Annotated in this window: 18 protein-coding genes; 9 read left to right on the top strand and 9 right to left on the bottom strand. The window is 62.2% G+C overall.

Annotated features, from left to right (window positions below):
- Nucleotides 1-227 precede the first annotated feature (227 nt).
- Nucleotides 228-701, bottom strand: a complete 474-nt coding sequence (locus GC148_RS14830) for an SgcJ/EcaC family oxidoreductase (RefSeq protein WP_291071945.1) — start codon at nucleotides 699-701, stop codon at nucleotides 228-230.
- 118 nt (nucleotides 702-819) lie between these two features.
- On the opposite strand from GC148_RS14830, the gene GC148_RS14825 reads away from it, so the two are divergent.
- The gene (locus GC148_RS14825) at nucleotides 820-1722 is read left to right on the top strand and encodes a LysR family transcriptional regulator (RefSeq protein WP_291071943.1); all 903 of its coding nucleotides are present in this window, start codon (nucleotides 820-822) and stop codon (nucleotides 1720-1722) included.
- A 287-nt stretch (nucleotides 1723-2009) separates the two neighbouring features.
- On the opposite strand, the gene GC148_RS14820 is transcribed toward GC148_RS14825, so the two are convergent.
- Entirely contained in the window at nucleotides 2010-2720 is a 711-nt protein-coding gene (locus GC148_RS14820) for a Crp/Fnr family transcriptional regulator (RefSeq protein WP_291071941.1), read from the bottom strand.
- A gap of 98 nt (nucleotides 2721-2818) precedes the next feature.
- On the opposite strand from GC148_RS14820, the gene GC148_RS14815 reads away from it, so the two are divergent.
- From GC148_RS14815 to GC148_RS14795, 5 genes are all read left to right on the top strand, one after another.
- Nucleotides 2819-3913, top strand: a complete 1095-nt coding sequence (locus GC148_RS14815) for a glutathione S-transferase N-terminal domain-containing protein (RefSeq protein WP_291071939.1) — start codon at nucleotides 2819-2821, stop codon at nucleotides 3911-3913.
- 10 nt (nucleotides 3914-3923) lie between these two features.
- Complete coding sequence (locus GC148_RS14810; RefSeq protein WP_291071937.1) at nucleotides 3924-5666, top strand: arylsulfatase; 1743 nt, start codon at nucleotides 3924-3926, stop codon at nucleotides 5664-5666.
- Between the two features lie 45 nt (nucleotides 5667-5711).
- Nucleotides 5712-6494, top strand: coding sequence for an SDR family oxidoreductase (locus GC148_RS14805; RefSeq protein WP_291071935.1), 783 nt, complete (start codon nucleotides 5712-5714; stop codon nucleotides 6492-6494).
- Nucleotides 6495-6533: 39 nt separating this feature from the next.
- Nucleotides 6534-7559, top strand: a complete 1026-nt coding sequence (locus tag GC148_RS14800; RefSeq protein ID WP_291071933.1) for a glutathione S-transferase N-terminal domain-containing protein — start codon at nucleotides 6534-6536, stop codon at nucleotides 7557-7559.
- 542 nt (nucleotides 7560-8101) lie between these two features.
- A complete protein-coding gene (locus tag GC148_RS14795) occupies nucleotides 8102-10348 on the top strand; it encodes a patatin-like phospholipase family protein (protein ID WP_291071931.1) in 2247 nt (748 codons plus the stop codon).
- An 8-nt stretch (nucleotides 10349-10356) separates the two neighbouring features.
- On the opposite strand, the gene GC148_RS14790 is transcribed toward GC148_RS14795, so the two are convergent.
- The 4 genes from GC148_RS14790 to GC148_RS14775 all read right to left on the bottom strand — a co-directional run bounded on the left by GC148_RS14790 (nucleotide 10357) and on the right by GC148_RS14775 (nucleotide 13396).
- Nucleotides 10357-10662 carry a DUF190 domain-containing protein gene (locus tag GC148_RS14790; protein WP_291071929.1) on the bottom strand — a complete coding sequence of 102 codons (306 nt, stop codon included), beginning with the start codon at nucleotides 10660-10662 and terminating at the stop codon, nucleotides 10357-10359.
- Nucleotides 10663-10673: 11 nt separating this feature from the next.
- Nucleotides 10674-11651, bottom strand: a complete 978-nt coding sequence (locus GC148_RS14785; protein WP_291071928.1) for a sodium-dependent bicarbonate transport family permease — start codon at nucleotides 11649-11651, stop codon at nucleotides 10674-10676.
- A gap of 124 nt (nucleotides 11652-11775) precedes the next feature.
- The gene (locus GC148_RS14780) at nucleotides 11776-12357 is read right to left on the bottom strand and encodes a phosphoribosyl-AMP cyclohydrolase (RefSeq protein WP_291071927.1); all 582 of its coding nucleotides are present in this window, start codon (nucleotides 12355-12357) and stop codon (nucleotides 11776-11778) included.
- A 124-nt stretch (nucleotides 12358-12481) separates the two neighbouring features.
- Nucleotides 12482-13396, bottom strand: a complete 915-nt coding sequence (locus GC148_RS14775) for a hydrogen peroxide-inducible genes activator (RefSeq protein WP_291071925.1) — start codon at nucleotides 13394-13396, stop codon at nucleotides 12482-12484.
- 98 nt (nucleotides 13397-13494) lie between these two features.
- Here GC148_RS14775 and GC148_RS14770 point away from each other — a divergent pair, with 98 nt between their 5' ends.
- Nucleotides 13495-13644 carry a hypothetical protein gene (locus GC148_RS14770; RefSeq protein WP_291071923.1) on the top strand — a complete coding sequence of 50 codons (150 nt, stop codon included), beginning with the start codon at nucleotides 13495-13497 and terminating at the stop codon, nucleotides 13642-13644.
- Here GC148_RS14770 and GC148_RS14765 read toward each other — a convergent pair.
- Both GC148_RS14765 and GC148_RS14760 read right to left on the bottom strand, forming a co-directional pair.
- On the bottom strand, nucleotides 13641-15260 hold the full coding sequence (locus tag GC148_RS14765; RefSeq protein ID WP_291071921.1) for an ATP-binding protein: 1620 nt from the start codon (nucleotides 15258-15260) through the stop codon (nucleotides 13641-13643). The two genes, GC148_RS14770 and GC148_RS14765, sit on opposite strands and share 4 nt — an antisense overlap.
- Nucleotides 15261-15350: 90 nt before the next feature.
- The gene (locus GC148_RS14760; protein ID WP_291071918.1) at nucleotides 15351-15953 is read right to left on the bottom strand and encodes an ATP-dependent Clp protease proteolytic subunit; all 603 of its coding nucleotides are present in this window, start codon (nucleotides 15951-15953) and stop codon (nucleotides 15351-15353) included.
- A gap of 241 nt (nucleotides 15954-16194) precedes the next feature.
- Here GC148_RS14760 and GC148_RS14755 point away from each other — a divergent pair, with 241 nt between their 5' ends.
- Complete coding sequence (locus GC148_RS14755; protein ID WP_291071917.1) at nucleotides 16195-16929, top strand: hypothetical protein; 735 nt, start codon at nucleotides 16195-16197, stop codon at nucleotides 16927-16929.
- 9 nt (nucleotides 16930-16938) lie between these two features.
- Here the strand turns inward: GC148_RS14755 and recQ are convergent, their stop codons facing one another.
- Nucleotides 16939-18774, bottom strand: coding sequence for a DNA helicase RecQ (gene recQ, locus GC148_RS14750; RefSeq protein ID WP_291071949.1), 1836 nt, complete (start codon nucleotides 18772-18774; stop codon nucleotides 16939-16941).
- A gap of 129 nt (nucleotides 18775-18903) precedes the next feature.
- Here recQ and GC148_RS14745 point away from each other — a divergent pair, with 129 nt between their 5' ends.
- Nucleotides 18904-19647 carry a hypothetical protein gene (locus GC148_RS14745; protein ID WP_291071915.1) on the top strand — a complete coding sequence of 248 codons (744 nt, stop codon included), beginning with the start codon at nucleotides 18904-18906 and terminating at the stop codon, nucleotides 19645-19647.
- The last annotated feature ends 363 nt before the right edge of the window (nucleotides 19648-20010 follow it).

Here is a 20010-nt window from a genome sequence, read left to right as displayed (position 1 = left end):
GCCTGAGCGCCTTGCCGCCCGCTGGCCCAGGCCGGTTCCACTCGTTTGAAAAGTTGCACCGGCCTGGGCCAGCTACCACCGCGCAGGTGGGGTCAATTTTGCACGCCGATAGGGGGTCAATTTTGCGCGCCGATTGACACCGGAAATGATAAAGATGGCCGACATGGCCGCGCGCGCTGGCACATCTGCATAAGCAAGGAATCGATCAAACATCGCCGCTCTCCTGCTCACTGGCGCGGCGGGTTTGTGGTGGAAAAAATGTAGCGGGCAATCCGCCAGGTCCGATCAGCGGAGCGGTGGAACAGGAACATTTCCTGATTGGCCTCCGGGGCGCTTTGACCCGTTGCATTGATCGTCACGGTGCCTTCTGAACGTGTCCGCGCGAACGCCCAATCGGGCGACACAGGCTCGATTTCATCGACGATGAATTCGATGTCGAGCGTGATCGCGTCGAACACCCCGACGTAAGCCGCGCGCACTGCATCCTTGCCGGCTTGAGGCGGGCTGTGCTGAGGCATGAACACGCCGTCATCTGTATAGAGAGACATGATCGTGTCTGTGTCCTTGCCGTTCAGCGCCGTCTCGTAGGTCGCAAGCACTTGCTCGATCGCAGCTGATTCTTGCTCGATCGTTTGCGCCGACGCGCCGGATGAAGCCGCTAGCGCACCGGCGATAAGGCCGGCCGTGACAATGTTTTTCATTTTAAAATCTCCTTCTGGTCAGATTTCTTCTCTGCGGTGATGCTGATCTAGCCATTTCCCACGGACGGGATTAGTCTGAAATTCCGAGAAAGATTTTCCCAAAAATGGAAAAATAATAATGGACCTCAATGCCCTCTCGATCTTTGCCCGCGTGGCCGAAACGCTGAGTTTCTCGGAGGCGGCGCGCGGCCTTGGCATGCCCATCTCCACAGTCTCGCGAAAAATCGCCAGCCTCGAAAACGACCTGGGCGTGCGCCTGCTCGAGCGCTCGACGCGCCATTTGCGGCTGACGGAGATTGGCGCAGATGTGTTGCGCGAGGCGCAGCGCACAGCAGACGTCGGCGATGCGGTGAGCGAGATGGTGTCCAACCGCCTCACCGAGGTGAAGGGCCGTATCAGCCTGTCTTCACCGCCAAGCATCAGTGACGGCCTGCTTGCGCCCCTGCTGTCGGCCTTTCAGGCGGCCAACGCCGGTGTGACGGTTCACGTGATGGTGACGGACCGGTTTGTCGATCACATTTCGGAAGGTATCGACCTGGCGCTTCGGGTCGGTGATTTGAAAAGTTCGAGCCTGGTCGCAAGATCGCTGCTCACATACCGCCGCCGCCTTGTTGCAAGTCCGGACTACCTTGCCCGCGTCAAAGCCCCGAAGCACCCGAAAGACTTGCGTGACCACAGGCTGCTGGCGTTCGGTAACGTGGCATCCCAGCACCGGTGGACGTTCCGGCGGGGCGGCGAGTCCACAAGCGTGACATTTCAACCTGTTCTGGCCATGAATGATTATGCCGGGCTTGCGGCGGCGGTTGTTGCTGGCGCGGGTATCGGTGATTTGCCGCCGATTGTGCGACCGGATCTTCTCGCGTCCGGCAAGCTTGTGGAAGTGATGCCGAACTGGAAGCTTGGAACCGAAACGCTTTCAATGGTTCACCTGGGCGGACGCCAGATCGCGCGTCCGCTTCGCACTTTCATTGACTTCGCCATTGCCCAGGTGCCGCTTTTGTTTCCGGTCCTGCCCAAGTGACGACGCCTGTGTAGGCGCTGCTATTCGGTCATTCGCGAAAGATGTCCGTCCGGCGGTTTCTGGCGAACTCCGGCCTAGTTCTCATGAAGCGGCCGAATGACAGGACTTAGGCGACACTGTCAGACGCCGAAATCGAACATCGGAGCCGCATTGGCCCTTTTAAGTCGTCTGAACGCGTTCGATCGAATGGCTGCAACCAGGTGATCCGTGCCTGTTTCTGAGGGCTTCCTTTGGTCGCCTTAGCCATTCCCCAAAAAACGACACGCGCGCGACTGCCTGAACATTTGTCAGTCCGCATGAATGTTTGGGCCGACGGCTATCGGCAGGAACTGGTCTTCGTGCTTCACGCAGTTCCGAAGAGCTTCAACATCGAGAATACAAATTTGACCGTATCCCAACTGGACGAGCCTTTGCTTTTCGAGGCGTTTGAGCGCCTTTCCAATCGCGACCCTTGACAGACCCAGCATGACGGCGAGGTCTTCCTGTCTGCACTCGACGGTCGCTGTATTCGACGTTCCTGCGGCTGCCGTCAGAAGTAGGCGCGCGATCCGGGCGGGAAGAGAAAGACGGCGCTGCGAATCCAGGAAATCGAGCATTTCGTAGTTTCGAAGGAGTGTCAGCGTCAGCAGCGCGCGCGTGATCGCCGGATCCTTGTCCATCTGGTCGATAAAGGCGGCCCGCCTTATGTGCGTGATGCTGCAGGCTCCCTGTGCCCAGAGGCTATGTGTCCGGGGCAAACCCAGAAGAGCTGTGAATTCACCGAAACACTCGCCCGGCCGGAGAATGGCGGATGCAAGAAAGGATCCATCTGCGCCCGTATTCCCAACAACAACTTGACCCGAATTGACGATCGACACGCCTTGCCAAGTGTCGCCGCGTTCCTGGATGCTCCGCCCGGCGGTGTAGGCCTTTGTACTGCCTGCCTTGCGCAGGCGCGCCATCGTCTCCTGCGGCAGTAAGTCCGCCAGCGTCGTGTTCTTTTCCCGCAGAATTTTCATGCTTCGCCAGAATGTAACTTGTTAGCATTCTTGCCCCCATTCCGGCGCTAGAGTCAAAGCCTGAGAAAAAGCTGACCGCCGTCAGGGAGGACGATGACATGAAGGTTTATGGTGTTTCGGTGTCCTATTTCACTGGAAAAATGGAGGCGTATCTTCGCTACAAGGGGATTGCCTATGACAAGAGCCATCCTTTCGCCGACCAGAAGCGGATACGCGAACATGTCGGAGCGATCCAGGTTCCGCTGATCGAACGCGATGACGGTCGCTGGATGTCAGACACAACGCCGATGATTCAGCAGCTCGACGCAGAGTATCCCGACAACCCGGTATTTCCGGACGATCCGATTGTCCGGTTCATTGCTCTGCTGATGGAAGACTATGCCGACGAATGGCTGTGGCGTTCCGCCATGCACTACCGCTGGAGCTATGATCATGGCCGTGAACTGATTTCCCGGGTGCTGGCCGACGAGATCCTGAGCCATTTATGGTATCCGCGTATCTTCCGCCGTCACCTGATGAAGTACCGCCAGCGCGTCGGATATGTCGTCAATGACGGCGTCAATGCCGAGACCTGGGATCATGTTGAGGCTGGCTATTTCAATGCGCTGCGCAACATGGCGGTCATGCTGAAGGACCGCCCGTTCCTGCTGGGAAATTCACCCTCGATTGCCGATTTCGGATTCATGGGACCCATGTTCCGTCACTTCAGCCAGGACCCGGACCCGACTGCTATCATGCGAGACAAGGCGCCCGCGGTATTCAATTGGGTCGGCCGGGTCTGGAATGCCCGCCAACGATATGGCGAAACGGCCCTGCTTAGTCAGGTGCCCGAAGATGCTGCGCCGATGCTGCAGGAAATTTGCGAAACCCACCTTGTTCAGTTGCGCGAGAATGCGGTCGCGTACGGAAAAAATGAACCGCATTTCCAGATGACCATGCAGGGATGCCACTACGCGAAACTGCCGACATCGCAGTACCGGGTCTGGTGCCTTGAACGTTTGCGCGAGCATTTCGATGCCCTGACGCCCGCTGCGCGGGACATCGTGAAGCGACTGCTGCCTTATCCCGACGCAAGTCTTCTTTGGGACAAGGAGGTCGTGGCCAAATCCGGATATGACACCGAGCGCCTCGCCCCTTTCAACAAGGCGATCAAGGTGTTTGCGCCAAATCGCGCAGAAGGCCGGATCGGTTGAGATGCTGACCGTGAGGAAATTCCTTTTTCTGCTCAGATCGCTCGTTTGCCTGGTCCCGCTCCTGGCGCCGCTCTCAGCGGCAAGTGAACAGCCGAACATTGTCGTGATCCTGGTCGACGATGCCGGGTTCATGGACTTCGGGGGCTATGGCGGTGAAGCGCGCACGCCGAACATCGAGCAACTCGCTGATGCCGGCGTGCGCTTCAGCAACTATCACACCTCCCCACTGTGTTCGCCGTCTAGAGCCATGCTCCTCACGGGTCTCGACAGCCATCGCACGGGGGTTGGAACGATCCCGGAAATCCTGCGCAAGGAGCAACGGGGATCGGATGCCTACAGTCTGCATCTCCTGCCGGGCGTCGAGACGATTGCCGGCAGGCTGAAGGATGCCGGCTACGAAACGTTCATGACCGGCAAATGGCACCTTGGACGCGGTCCGGGCGACCTGCCGGATACCCATGGTTTCAATCGGTCCTTCGCACTGGATGCATCGGGGGCGGACAATTGGGAACAGAAGCCTTTCATGCCGTTCTACGCAGAGGCACCTTGGTATGAGGACGGGAAGCCTGCCCGGTTGCCGGATGACTTCTACTCTTCCCGCTTCCTTGTCGACCAGATGATTGACTATCTCGGAGCTCGGGACCGCGACCATCCGTTCTTTGCTTATGTTGCCTTCCAGGCGATCCACATTCCGGTCCAGGCACCCAAGGAATTCACGGACAACTACAAAGGTGTGTATTCGGGTGGATGGGAAGCCTTGATGCAGGAGCGCTTCAAGCGTGCAAAGATCCTGGGCCTCGTTCCCGAAGATGCCGTTCCACCAGCACTCCACCCAAACCTTCGCAAATGGGAATCGCTGACACCTGACGAACAAGCGCACCTTGAACGCCGGATGATGGTCAATGCCGGCATGCTGGAGGCGATGGACTTCAATATCGGCCGCTTGATCGACTATCTCAAATCAACCGGCGATTTCGACAACACGATTTTTGTCGTCACCTCCGACAATGGCCCGGAGTTCGGCGACCCTACGACAGACCCCGTTTTCAGGGTCTGGATGTCGTTTAATGGGTACAATGATGATTTCGACACCATGGGTGAGAAAGGCAGCATGGCTGCCATAGGGCCTGAATGGGCAAGTGCGGCGGCGGCGCCAGGCAGCTTGTTCAAGATGTATGCGAGCGAGGGCGGCACACGGGTCCCACTGATCGTCAGCGGACCAGGTATCCTGCCTCAGGGGTTCAATGGCGCGCTGAGCTTCGTCACCGATATTGCGCCCACTCTTACTGAGTTTGCAGGAATTTACGGCGCCAACATGGATGGCCGCAGCCTGGTGCCGGTCCTCTCAGGACAATCTGCGGGGGTCTACAACAAGGAGGACCCGGTTGGTCTGGAGGTCGGCGGCAACTCGGCCCTGTTTAAAGGCGAATACAAGCTGACGCGGAACACGCTGCCGCATGGCGATGCTGAATGGCGCCTACACCACCTTGGTTCGGATCCGGCAGAAGTGCGAGACCTGTCGGCTGACCAGCCAGCGCTGCGGGAAGAACTGATTGGCGACTATGCCCGCTATGCCGCTGCACTGGGCGTGGTCGACCTGCCCAAGGACTTCGATGTCAAAAAGCAGATCGGCATCAACGCCCGAAACATGATGCTGAAGCGGGCAAGCCCTGTTCTTGCGGGTCTTCTTCTCGTCCTGATCGCTGGTGCCGCCTTCCTGTTCCTTCGACAGCGCCGTCGAAGACCCGGATGAGCACGAACATCCAGAACTGAAATTTACAATAATTGGGAGGAAAGAATGGAAAAGACAGCATTGATAACCGGAGCGTCAAGTGGAATCGGCGCAGAACTTGCTCGCATCCATGCGGCGCGAGGCGGAGACCTTGTCCTCGTGGCACGGAGGCAGGACAGGCTGGAACAGCTCAAGGCGGAGCTTGAGGGCGAGCACCATGTCCAGGTACGGATCATTCCCGAAGACCTGAGCGATGAAGGCGCGCCGCAACGGATTTTCGATCTTCTCCGTAGCCAGAATATCGAAATCGATTTCCTCATGAATAATGCTGGCTTCGGTGGGCGCGGTTTGTTTCACCAGCGAGACTGGAAACAGGATCGCGACATGATTCAGGTCAATATCGTCGCCCTGTCCGCGCTGACGCGATTACTCCTGCCGGCCATGGTGGCGCGCAAGTCCGGAAAGGTCCTCAATGTTTCGTCCACAGCAGCCCTGATGCCGGGTCCGTTGCAGGCGGTCTACTACGCCACAAAGGCCTACGTGACCTATTTCAGCAATGCGCTCGCTGAAGAACTGCGTGGCACCGGCGTTACCGTCACCGCTCTTATGCCGGGCGCGACAGATACCGGGTTTGCAGCCACATCCGGCATGGACGCTACAGCCCTGTTCGACAAGGCGGTATCGCCAAGGCAAGTCGCAGAAGCAGGCTACCGGGGAATGCTGAACGGATCACTCGATGTGATCACCGGCCTGTCGCCTGGACAGCGATTTGCAACGCGCATCATGCCGTTCCTGCCCAAGAAGGTGTTATTGAAACAAGTCCGTCAAATGCAGGAAGTCGATCAATAGCACGCAGGTGTGCGTCAGAATCTCATGAAGGGTAAGAGGATGCCTCAACGTTTGGAACTGATGGGGGTGCCGGGATCGCCCTACACGCGCAAGATGCTGGCGCTTTTGCGCTATCGACACATTCCATACAGCGTTATCTGGGCTGGATACCGCGTGCCGCCCGAAGGCTATCCCCGGCCTAAGGTGAAGCTGCTCCCGACTGTCTTCTTTCCGGAGACGGACGGGAGCTTGACACCGGCAGTCGATTCAACGCCGATCATCCGGCGCCTCGAGAAGGACTATGCCGGCCGAGCTGCCTTGCCGGTCGATCCTGAGCTCCAATTCTACTGCGACCTGATCGAGGATTATGCCGATGAATGGTTGACCAAGCCGATGTTCCACTATCGCTGGTACCATGCGCCAGACCGCGCCAATGCGGGCCCGATGATCGCATACTGGAGTGTTAACACGTCTCCCCGGCAGGACGCGGAGGCTTTTTCGGACCAGATCACGAAGACGCAGTTCGAGCGGCTCTATGTCGTCGGGTCGAATGAGGTGACCGCTCGGACGATCGAGGATAGCTACATCCGGTTCCTCCGTATACTCGATGTACTCCTGCAGATCCGGGGCTATGTGCTTGGCGCTCGGCCGAGCGCTGCAGATTTCGCAATCTACGGCCAATTGACACAGCTGGGTGTTATCGAGCCAACGTCGGCGGCAATCATGGCCCGCGACTTTCCACGCGTCCGAGCCTGGGTGGACCTTGTCGAAGACCTATCCGGCCTGAAGTCCAATGGAGCCGAATGGTTTTCACCCGAGGAGGCCCGCGCGGCTCTGGGTCCTTTGCTCTCCGAAATTGGGCGCGTTTACATTCCCTTTCTGCTTGCCAATGCCGCCGCCGCGGAGCGCAGCGATGGCAGCCTTTCGGCGGAAATAGACGGGCGCACATGGACGCAGCCGACGTTCCCATATCAGGTCAAATGCCTGGAAGCGCTTCGCAATAGTGTCGCGAGCTTGCCGGAATCTCCAAAGCAGGCGGTAGCGGCGGTGCTGGCTCTAGCAGGTTGCGCCGGGCTCAGCCTATAAGCCTTCCGGCAAGGTAACGGGCCGAGCAACGGAGGCCGTCATCGCAGTAATTGCAATACGCGCGCAGGCCGCCTCACGGTCGGTCAGTACACGTAAGGACATGCTGCCTTGGAACCCCGTGCCTGGCGGCGGTAACGAAATTGGAGATAACGCTCCGTATCCGGAGGCAATCCCCTGCCAAGATGCTTACCCCGCTGCCTTCAAACTAAGCACGGCAGAAGTAGCCAACAGGCAGTTTTAAAAACCCGTCGAGGCAACCGGGTAGTTTACCCGTACCAAACACAATATGATTCGATGCTGCGGGCCATGGCCCCGCAATAGGATTTCGCGTCAACTCACGCAAACCCGGATTTTGAGCGATTTTGCGTGTTAGTTTGTGATCACCAAAGGCCTCCAAAGCCTTGTTTTTATTCTTTTTTATCCTCTCTCGATCTGTCTTTTTCAGACTCATAATCGCGAGGTCGAGAGTTCAAGTCTCTCCCGAACCACCATTCACAAGCGGCTGGCTTCCTGCGCGCATTGCGAGTTAGAGATGTGGCCGCATGCTGCTGTTCCGTTTCCTCCCCTTCCGCAGCGCCCTGCGCGGGCTTGGCCTCGCCTTCGGCGCAGGTCTGCTCGCCGGTCTGGCCGCAGCCCAGGAGGCATCGGCCACAGCGCCGGAGGCGCCTGAGCATCATCCGAAGATCGCGCTGGTCCTGTCCGGCGGCGGCGCGCTGGGTCTCGCCCATATCGGCGCCATCCAGGAACTCGAACGCCTCGGCATCCGGCCGGACATGGTGGTGGGCACCTCGATGGGCGCCGTTATTGGCGGCCTCTATGCCTCCGGCCTCAACAGCGCCGAACTGGAAGCGGTGGTCGAGGACGTCGACTGGGCCGGCGTCTTCTCGCCCCAGCCTGACCGGGACAAGTTGACCTTCCGCCAGAAGCAGCAGCAGGCCGAGTTCCCTGGCACCGCCGCGCTCGGCGTCTCGCCGGCCGGCATCCTGCTGCCGACCGGCGCCGTTCCCGATCAGATGCTGATGAAGGAACTGCGCCGCCTCACGCCGGCCCGCACCCGCCTCGACAATTTCGACAACCTCGCCATCCCCTTCCGCGCGGTCGCCACAGACATCGCTACGGGCGACGCTGTGGTGCTCGGGTCCGGAGAGCTGCCGATGGCGATGCGCGCCTCCATCTCCCTGCCCGGCGTGTTCCCGGCCGTGCGCCTCGACGACAAACTTCTGGTCGATGGCGGGCTGGCCGCCAATGTGCCGATCAGCGTCGCCCGCGACATGGGCGCCGATATCGTGATCGCTGTTTGGACGCCCAACGCGCTGCTGCCGGAATCGGATATCGGCTCGGTGGTCGATGTGCTCTCGCAAACCGTCAGCCTGCTGATCCTTGCCAATGAGCGTGCGGAAGTCGGCACCCTGACGGACGAGGATTTCCTCATCAAGGTCGATACCGGCGATATCGGCCCGACCGCCTTCGCCCGCGCCGTGGAGCTGATCACCGCCGGCCGCAAGGCCGCGAACGCGGAATCCAGCCGCCTGGCCGCCCTCGCCCAGTCGCGCCCGCCCGTGGTCTATGCCTCCACGATGCCTGACGCGTCACCGGTGATCTCCTTCGTCCGCATCGAGAACACTTCCCGCCTCAACCAGTCCCTGCTGGAAAACAAGCTGATCGATCTTGTCGGCAAGCCGGCGGACTCGGCCGCGATCGACGAGGCGCTGGACCGCATCTATGCTCTCGGCCCCTTCGAACGGGTCGACTATGCTTATGCGGACGAGAATGGCCAGACTGGCCTGGTCGTGCGCGCCGAAGACAATGTGCCCGATGCCGGCCGTGTCCGTTTCGGCCTGATTGTGGAGAACGACTTCAACACCGAATCCGACGCCGCCTTGTCGGTCGACTTCCGCAGCCCCGTGCTCGATGCCTATGGCTCCGAGATCGAGGCGCGCGCCACGCTCGGCGATTTCAACGAACTCTCGGCTGAATATTTCCGCCTGCTGGATCCGTCGCAGAACTGGTTCACCACCCTGCGCGGCGAGATCCGCAACCGCCCGGTCAACCTCTACTCCACGCGCGGCTTCAAGGAGGCGGGCTTCGACCTCACCTACGGCCTCGCCGCGCTCGAAGGCGGCTATCAGTTCGGCAATGTTGGCGAAGTCCGCCTTGGAGTCGAACTTGGCTCCGGCCGCGCCAAGCTCAACGAAGGCTTCGCCTCGCTTTCCGAAGTCGACATCGATATCGGCCGCCTCATCGCCTCCGGCGCTTACGACACGCTCGACGATCCCTTCTTCCCCCGCAGCGGCGTGCGGGCCGAAGCGACATGGATCCACGGCTTCGAAGCCCTCGGCGACAACGCCGACTTCCAGTCGCTCAACGCTTCGACGCTGACGGCAACCAGCGTCGGCCCGAACACATTCATCGCGGCCCTTGCCGCCGGCCAGAGGATCGACGGCACCGCGCCGCTCGATGCGCTCTACCGGGTCGGCGGCCTATTCAGCTTGTCTGGCTATCGAAAAGAGGAACTCGCGGGCGAGAATTTCCTAACGGCGCAGATGATCTACCGGCGCAAGCTGCTCAATGATTCCGAGCAGATCTTCGGCCTGCCCCTGTACGTGGGCGGATCAATCGAGCTGGGCGATGTGTGGCAGGGCAGCAGCAGCTTCGACACGGACGACCTGCGCTTCGGCGGTAGTGTCTATGTCGCCTCCAGCACCGCATTTGGCCCGGTCTACCTCGCCTTCGGCCGCTCCGAAGGCGGCCGCCAATCCGCCTACCTGCTGATCGGCCGCACATTCTGATCCTGAGGTCAGAACCGGTCCGGCCGCAGCACCTTCACTTCGGAAACATTCAGCACGCCGATATGGGCTGACAGCAGCGCCTCCAGTTGCGCAAGCGCTGTTTCGATGGCGCCGGCGCTGCCGACCGACACGATGACCACCATGTCACCGGCGGCCGAAAGGTCGGTGTCCCGGTTCCAGTGATTGCCCCGTCCGTATCCGGACAAGGCGGGCAGCACGGTATAGCCCGTCAGGCCCGCAGCTTCGAGGATATTGCAGGCGCGGCGGGTCGCCATGCGTTCGATGATCAGCTCAAGCCGGTGCCGGATGTGCATCGTCGCCTCCTTCAGCGCGTAACGAGTTCGGCCAACCAGATGTAAAGTGGCAGGCCGATGATGAGGTTGAAAGGAAAAGTGATCCCGAGAGAGAGCGTAAGATAGATCGCCGGCTTCGCCTTGGGCAGGGCCAGACGCATAGCAGCGGGAACGGCGATGTAAGACGAAGACGCTGCCAGCGTGATCAGCAAGGCCGCATCGCCTGCCGGCATCCGGTTCAGCAGGGCAAGACCAGCCGCCAGACAGGCTGAAATCAATGGCATGTAGAGGCCGAAGCCGATAGTCGCGGGTCCCAGCAGGCGCCACCCATTGCGCAGGCCGCGCCCGGCCGACAGGCCCATATCGAGCAGGAAAAGGCACAGCACGCCCTGGAACGGCTCGACAAAAAAGGGAGCGATTCGCTCCATGCCGTGCGCGCCGGTCAGCCAACCGATCACCAGTGAACCGATCAGCACGACCACCGAAGCGTTCAGCAGCACTTCCTGCGCCAGTTCGCCGCGCTCGGCGCCGGCAATCGCGGAATCCTTCTGGCCGCGGCGATAAACGATCATCAGTGCCGAGATGATGGCGGGCACTTCCATCATGGCCGCAACCGCGACCAGGTATCCGGATGTGACGAGGCCTGCGGCTTCGACCGCCTGCCCTGCCGCCACGAAGGTGACGATGGAGATCGAACCATAGTGCGCGGCGACTGCGGCCGCATCCGTCCGCTCCAACCGGCTGGTCGCGCGCAACAACGCAAAAGCAATGATCGGCAGCAGGAAGGACAATGCGATGCCGGACAGCATGACGAGCACGACGTCCTGGCCGAGCGCATTCTTCGACATCTCGACCCCGCCCTTGAGGCCGATCGACATCATCAGGTAAATGGCGAGCCCTTTGGCAAAGGCCTCGGGGATAGACATCTGCGATTTCAGGAGCGCCGCGCAGAGACCTAGCAGGAAAAACAGCACCATCGGCGACAGTAGCGTGGCGAAAGCAATATCCATGGCAAGCCCCCGTTTCGCCCGCCGCTGCGCGGCCGGCCATCATATGCTCAGGCAAAAAGCACCGCCGCAGTTCAGGATGGCTGCGGCGGTGCCTGGTTCGTTTACGGATTGTTCGGCCGGCGTCTTACGGCGTGTAAGGCACCGAGGAATGGTGCACGCTGATGCGCAGCTGGCCTTCAGGGTCGCGGATGTAGACAAAGGTGAACTCTACCTTGGTTTCATCCGTGCTGCCATCGGGTGTGAAATAGTAGTTGCCCATAGCGTAAGCGGTGTCGCCCTGCGTCAGGATCTCCTGCTCGCCCCAACGCACATTCGTCCAGGGCCGGATCGCGAAACCCTTGTCTTCCGAGATTGATCCGCCCACGAAGTAAGACAGCGCCTCATCCTTCGTTTCGCGGAACTGGTCCTGTGCGGCAAGCGTCGGCTTGAACAGAACGCCGCCCTGATTGTAGGCGTAGAGGGTCGCGATGTGGTCTTCGGCGGCCTTGCGGTAGTCGCCGCCAGCCTTGAACGCCGCGCCGATCGTGACGATCCCGTCCGACCAGAGTTTTTGTGCCGCCAGCACGTCGGCTTTCGAAATCGGCGCAGGCGCCTGCATCTCGGTGGCGGCGGCTGGCGCGGCACCCGCCGATGACGCGCACGCCGTCGCGGGCACCATAACGGCGCCCAGCGCCAGAGCAGCCACACCTTGTTTGAAAGTCAGCATAGTCGTTTTCTCCAGAGTGTCAGAATTCATCCGGACAAGGAACGTCCTTGTGCGTGACCCGGCTATGCGCCAGACCCACATTAAGGATCAAATCGAATGATCTGACAGGGTCGATAGTTTAAAACTATCGCTCATGTTGGAGCAGGTTGCCCGCCGCCCGAGCCAGGATCTGCGCCATGAGCCGCAAGCCGGATTGCAGGGGCGACGTATCGCGCCAGATCAGCGAAATGCAGCGCGAGGCAATGGGGTCGTCGATCTGGCGCACGGCCAATAGCGGGTCGCGCCGTGCCTCCGTCAGCGCGTAGAGGCTCGGCAGAATGGCAACGCCCGCGCCCATCTCGGCCATCTGGCGGATCGCATCGAGACTGGTGCCCTCATACTCGTGGCTCACCCGCGCACCGGCCGTTTCGGCAATCCGCCGGATGATGGCGTCCAGGCGGTGGCCCTGCCCCAGCGTGAGCAGGTCATGGCCGGCTAGCTCCTGCAGCGATACCGGGCCGCTGATCTTGGCCAGCCGGTCCTCGGGCGGCGCGCAGATATACAGCTTCTCCCAGAACAGCGGCGCGTGCTGGGTTTCCGGGTGGTCCTCTGCCGTCGAGATCACCGTATCGAACCCGCCATTGTTGAGGTGGGTATCAAGATCGACGGTCCGCTCCTCGCGCACGCTGAGCCGCAGCTGCGGGAAGCTCCTGTGCATCTCGCGCGTCACCAATGGCAAGAGGTAGGGCCCGATGGTCGGCAGAACGCCCAGCCTCAGCCGGCCGGACAGACCATGCTCGCTGCCGCCGGCCGAGGCCTTCAATTCCGCCACGTCGCGCAGGATCAGCCGGGACCGCCGCACGACTTCCTCGCCTGCCGGGGTCATCAAAGCCCCGGAGCGTCCACGCTCGACCAGCAGCACGCCCAGCTGCTCTTCCAGATCGGCCACCTGCGCCGAAAGGCTCGGCTGGCTGACGTTCAACAGCTTCGCCGCTTCGCCGAACCGGCCGGTATCGGCAATGGCGGTGATGTATTGCAGTTGCCGGAGGGTAGGCCTCATGAATAGCTTTTTCCTATCGAAATATTCATATCATTCGATTGGAACTATGCACTCCCCCGACCAATTTCAAGCGTTGTCGCAGAACAAAGGAGACGACAATGTTTGAAGCCCCCTCGCACACGTCCGCCCCGCTGGGCGCGATCGACGGGTATGGCGAGACCGAGGCACCGGCGCCCAAGCCGTTTTGCACCGCGCGCCGGCGTCAATGGCGCACATTCCGCATGCGGAGAAAGGCGATGAGGCGCTAGGCGCCCGCAGCCCGCTTCGCTTGAATACTGGAGATCAGGATGTCGGCGAGCGTGGCCACCAGGGCGCGCGGACGCAACGGCTTCTCGATCAGGCCTGAAAAGCCCGCGCGGTCGCAGGCCGCGCGGCGCTCGGGGCTCGTGTCCGCCGTCACGGCCACAACCGGGGTCAGCGCATTCAGCCCATGCCCATAGCGGGCGGCCTTCAGCACGGCGTCGCCGCCGCCATTGGGCATGTGCAGGTCGGTGAGGATCACCTGGTAGCGCCGCTGACCCAAGCGTTGCGCGGCCGCAGCTCCGTCGGCGACGATCTCGACCTTCCAGCCCGCCGCAATCAAGGCTTCGCGGATGACCAGAGCGCTCGCCTCATGGTCTTCGGCAAGCAGCACTTCTCCGAGATCGAAGCGGCCAGAATGGGCCTCCATTTTGTTCTCGACGGCGAGACGCGGTCCCGCTTTCTGCACCGGCAGGGCAACCGTGAACACGCAGCCGCCGCCAGGATTGTCGGCGAGGATGATATCCCCGCCGAGCCGGCGCGCCAGGCTGCGCGCAATCGACAGGCCGAGCCCGCTGCCCGTGAAGGCGTCGGCATGATCGGTCTGCTCGAACATCTGGAACAGGCGCTTCTTGTCGGCATCGCTGATGCCGCGCCCGGTATCGGCCACGCGCATGGTCAGCATCAGGCCGTCCGGCGAGGGCGAGGTGGCGAGCGTCACAGTGACCTGCCCTCGGTCGGTGAACTTCACCGCATTGCTGACGAGGTTGAACAGGATCTGGCGCAGCCGGGCGGCGTCGCTTTCGATGCGTGAGACCGCGTTCGTGGCCACGCCGATGCGCAGGCTGATCCGCTTTTCGTCGAACTGCGGCATCCAGAGATCGCGCGCCTCGATGGCGAACTGGCGCAGATCAAGCGGCTGGTTGACGATCGCCAGCTTGCCCGCATCGATGCGGGAGAGGTCCAGGAGATCGGTCAGCAAGCGTTCCAGATGCTGGCCGCTCTGCGAGATGGTGCGGGCAAGGCGTTTAGGTTCGCCGGCCGGCAGCTGGCCTTCCAGCAGGTCGGCGACGCCAAGGATACCAGTCAGCGGCGTGCGGATCTCGTGGCCGACGAAGGCGAGCGTGCGGGCGCTGGCATCGGACAGGCGCGCCATCTGGCGCTGCATCTCTTCCAGCTTCTTCTGCGCAGCCTGCTGGGCGCGGGCCCGGGCCGCGTTTTCCTCCGCGACCGCCTTCAGCAGGGCGATTGGCGAAACGATGCCGGCATAGGCGCCCTGCTCCATTACGATCACGCCGTCGGTCAACGCGCTCGTCGACTTTTCCGCAGCCGTCTTGGCGATCACAGCGGCCAGCGTGTCGCCGGTCGCCACCACCGGTTGGGAACCGACAAGGTGGGACACCGAGCGCGCCGCGAAGACGTCGCGCCCGTTGGGGCCGGCCAAGGCCTCGGTCAGACGGGTGCGGGTCACGAGGCCGAAGCTCACATCACTGCCTTCGCCCAGACGCACCGGAACGGCGAACAGGGCCGCATCGTTCAGGAACAGGGAGAAGGCCGCCGCAGCGGTTGTCGCGGGCGTGATCGGCGCCACAGGCAGCGCGATATCTTTCAAACGGACTGGCATCGGGAGGGGGTCTGGCACCGGATTATGGTTAAGGCGCAACCATCACCCAGAAACCTTACCGGGAGGCAAACGCCTCCCGCCCGTCCGCGATCACTTTATCTCGCTGTGATGCTTCACGATTTTGCCGACCAAACCATAGGCCATCGCCTCTTCGGCGCTCATCCAGAAGTCGCGGTCGGTATCCTTCTTGATCACTTCCAGCGACTTGCCGGTGGCCGCAGCGAAGATCTTGTTCAGACGCTCACGCATCTTGATGATCTCGCGCGCCTGGATCTCGACGTCTGTAGCCTGGCCGCCCACGCCGCCGCGGGGTTCGTGCAGCAGGAAGCGGGTGTTCGGCAAGGAATAGCGGTTTTCCTTCACCGCAGCCGAGTAGATCAGCGCGCCGGCCGAGGCGACCCAGCCGGTGCCGAGGATCTTCACGGGCGCGGGCACGAACTTGATCATGTCATGGATCATGTCGCCGCTTTCGACGTGGCCGCCGGGCGAGGACAGGACCAGCAGGATGGGGTCCGAGCTTTCCGACGACAGCGCCAGCAGGCGCTCGCACACGCGCTGCGCGGACTTGAAGTCGATCCCGCCGGTCAGCAGGATCGTGCGGGCCTTGAACAGGGCCGCCTCAAGGAAGGAATTGGGCTCCGTGGCGGGGCCTTTTTCTTTGTCGTCTTCGTCGTCTAGTCGGAAATGGGTCATACGGGCTCCGGAGAGGGGAATCGTCGGTAGGCCGTATACGTGCGGTGCCACACTGCCCGGGTCAAGGCGCCGCCCTCACTATTCCCCAAGCCCGTCCAACCGCCCGCCCGGCCCGGTTTTTCGCGCCAAGGGGGAATCGTGTTTTGCTGCCCGCCTCTGGCGTGGCTAATCCGTCATCAATGTTACACATTTCTGGCTCGGAGCCTGTGCGCCGGGCCGGACTCTTTCAAGGCGGCGCTACATGCATCCGGACTATCAGAGGCTGATCCTGACGCCGGCCAGAACGGCACGCTTGCTCACACTCCTGCTTGTGTCGGTCTTCTTCATGAACGGCCTCGCCCTGTTTGTGGCGCATGGGCTGGGTTACCCCGTCGTCCTGGGCTTCGTGCCGATGTTCCATGTCGACTTCGAGAACAATGTGCCGACCTTCGTCGCCTTCGGGCTGCTCCTGTGCTCGGCGCTGACCTGCGCTTGGACCAGAGCGCTGGAATCGGCCCGGCCCCGCCATCGGCGCACCTGGGCGTTGCTTAGCCTGGTCTTCCTCTTCCTCGCGGCGGATGAGTTGCTCAGCCTGCATGAACAATTGGGCGACCGGATGCATGAACAGTTTGCCGGGCTCGACCTGCCGCTCTTCGCCTGGATCCTGCCCTACGGCGCCGCCGTGCTGCTGGCCAGCGCCTACCTGCTGCGCTGGTTCCTCGAACTCGACCGTCCGATGCAGGTCTCGCTGTTGATGTCGGGCGGCATCTTCCTGTTTGGCGCCATCGGCCTCGAATTCCTGGCGTCGGGTCTCTACACGTCCTTGCCCGAGGACCGCGAAGTTTATCGCACCCTCAGCATCGACCTGCTCGCCACCGCCGAGGAAGCCTGCGAATTCATCGGCGTGTCGTTGTTCCTCTACACGATGGTCAAACGTCTGGGCGGTGTCAGCTTCCGCGCCCTTGGCGGCGAGGCAACAGTTCTCGCGCGTCAGTGACGCCCGGCCTCAGGCCGCTTCATCCATGATCCGCTTCACGTCGCCGGCATAGGCCTGCGCCTTCTTTTCGCCGACGCCGCTGATCTCGCGCAGCGCCTCGGCGCTGGAGGGACGTTCGCGGGCGATTTCGGCCAGTGTGCGGTCATGGAAGATCACATAGGGCGGCACGCCGCGCGCCTTGGCGAGTTCGGTGCGCCAGAGGCGCAGCGCATTGAACACGGATTGGTCGCGCGCCGACAGATCGGCCTGAAGGGCGGCGCGGGCCGCGCCCTTGGTTCGGGGCCGGCGTTTGGGCGCCGTCAGGTCCTCGCGCAGGCTGACGGTCCGCTCACCCCGGAACAGGGCCTTGGCCGCTTCGGCATCGGGCACGATCACCACAGGGCGCATCGCTTCGCCGCCTTCGGCGATCAGGCCCTCGAACATCAGCGCATCGAACACCCGGTTCCAGGCCGGCTTCGGCAGGTCCCTGCCGATGCCGAAGGTCGACAGGGCGGATAGCTCGGTATCGAAATCATCCTTCGCTTCACCGAGCAGGTGTTGCACCAGCCGCCCCCGCCCGATCCGCTGGCCGCAGCGCAGCACGGCGGAGACTGCCATCTGCGCCCACCGCGTCGCATCATGGCGGGTGCCAAGCTCGCCTTTGCAGGCATCGCACACGCCGCAGGGATCGACCTTCTCCTCACCGAAATAGCGCCGCACCGCGCCCCGCCGGCACTCATCGCCATTGAAGAAGGCGAACAGCTGGCGCGTCTTGGTCAGCTGCACACGCTTCACTTCATCCGGCGCATCGCTGGACCAGGTCCATTGCAGCGAGCGGTTCATGTCGGCCGGCCCGTAAAGCGCGATGCCCTCGGCCGGTTCGCCGTCGCGCCCTGCCCGGCCGACTTCCTGCCAATAGGCTTCCAGTGTCTTGGGCGGATCGGCATGGATGACGAAGCGCACGTCCGGTTTGTCGACGCCCATGCCGAAGGCGACCGTGGCGACCATTACCCGGCCCTCTTCCAGCAGGAACTGGCGCTGGCGGGCGGCGCGGACATTGGCCTCGAGTCCCGCATGATAGGCGAGCGACGGCACGCCGGCCTTTTCCAGTGCTTCGGCAACATCTTCCACTGCCTTGCGGGTGGCCGCATAGACGATGCCGCTCGCCCCGCTGCGGGCCCTGACGAGGTGGGTGACGCGGGCGGTGCGGTTGCCTTCCTTCGGCTCGGCCGAGAGGATGAGGTTCGGCCGGTCGAAACTGGCAACATGCACCGCCGGGTCAGCGAGGTTCAGCTGGGCCAGGATGTCGTCGCGGGTCCGGGCATCGGCGGTCGCTGTGACCGCGAGGCGCGGCACACCAGGGAACAGGCCCTTCAGCCGGCCGAGCGCCCGGTAGTCGGGGCGGAAGTCGTGGCCCCATTGGCTGACACAGTGCGCCTCGTCCACCGCGATCAGCGAGACCTTCATGCTGGCAAGCCGCTCAGCCAGGTTCGTGCCGAGGCCTTCGGGCGACACGTAGAGCAGGTCCATTTCGCCGCGAGCGGCTGCGTCGAGCGCTTCGGCGCGGGCCATGAACTCCATCGAACTGTCGAGCCGTTCGGCCCGCACGCCGACCTGTTTCAGCGCGTCAACCTGGTCGGCCATCAGCGCGATCAACGGCGAGACGACGATGCCGACACCATCCCGCAGCAGCGCCGGTATCTGGTAACAGAGCGACTTGCCGCCGCCGGTTGGCAACACGGCCAGCGCGTCGCGGCCTGCCATCACATCGGCGATCACACCCTCCTGCAGACCGCGGAAGGCGTCATAGCCATAGACGCGCTTCAGCAGCGCGCGGGCTTCGTCGAGACCAATGCCGGGAATCATCCGCACGGTGTGCCGGACACCGCGGTTCGGGGCAAGGCCCGCGGGCCGGCGGGCCCGCCGCGCCGGCCGGAAGCAAAAAATTCACCCGAATGCTTCACTCTGGGTAGCGCGTTTTGGAGCCCGGTTCACATGAGCACAGATACGACATTCGAAGCCGCAGACGGGCAGACGGTCAGCATTTCGCCGCGCGGCGTCGCGAAGGCGCTGGTCCTCCTGATCGGCGGGTTGATCGTCATCCAGTCCGGCCTGCTGACGCTGGTCTGGGGATTCGGCAAGACCTACGTGTTCGGCCTCGTGGACATGTTCGATTTCGGCGGAGAGGACAATGTCACCGCCTACGTCCAGTCTCTGCTGCTGCTCTCGTGTTCGATGGTTCTGGCGCTGACGGCGAGCCTGTCCCGGCCGGCGCTGAAGGACTGTCTGCCCTGGGGCGTGCTCAGCGGTGTCTTCCTTTTCCTGGCGGTCGATGAAGCAACGATGATCCATGAATTCGTCTCGGCGCCGATGCGGGAGATGTTCCATGCCAGCTGGCTGCCGCAACTCGCCTGGGTGGTTCCGTATTTCGGCGGTCTCGTGGTGCTGGCCGTAATGCTCTTGCCCTGGTTCCTTCGGCTCGACCGGCCGAGCCAGATCCGTTTTGCCCTCGCCGGTTTCCTCTACGTGCTCGGCGCCGTGGGCTTCGAACTACTCGAGTCGAAACAGGTCGAAGGCATTCTAGCCGCCCAGCCGGATCTCGATCTGGCGACCCTCCAGAACCGGACCGTCGATTTCATCATCCTGTTCGAGGAATCGCTGGAGATGATCGGGTCAGGTCTCTTCCTTTATGCGCTGGTCGAACGGCTCGGCGCTCTGTCCATCCGCACACAACACTAATCCACGAAGTCGATCCGGTCGGCGAGGATCACGTAGTTCCATGTCCGGGCCTGCCGGCGCTGGGTTTCCTCAGCCAGAAAGGCAATGATGTCATCGCGCTCGGCGAGCGGGCAGCCGGTGGCAGCTTCCCACTTTTCTGGTGGCGGGATGTCGATGCTGAAGTGCACGCCGCCACCGCACATCTCGTGATAGAAGGGCAAGCGGATGTCGCCTTCGATATAGTGGATCGTGCCGGCGCGGAAACTGCCATCGAATTCAAGCCGCCGGCTGAACCGGGCCGCGAGGCGGGCAAGGCCCTTGGCGCGCATTTCGAGATCGAGATTGGGCAGGATCTTTCCGGTGCCATCGTGGTCGACGATGGGC

This window comes from Hyphomonas sp., assembly GCF_016125515.1.
In the GTDB taxonomy this organism is placed as follows: Bacteria; Pseudomonadota; Alphaproteobacteria; order Caulobacterales; family Hyphomonadaceae; genus Hyphomonas.
The sequence above is the reverse complement of the archived record's forward strand: the minus strand, read 5'-3'. Positions and strand labels throughout refer to the sequence as shown.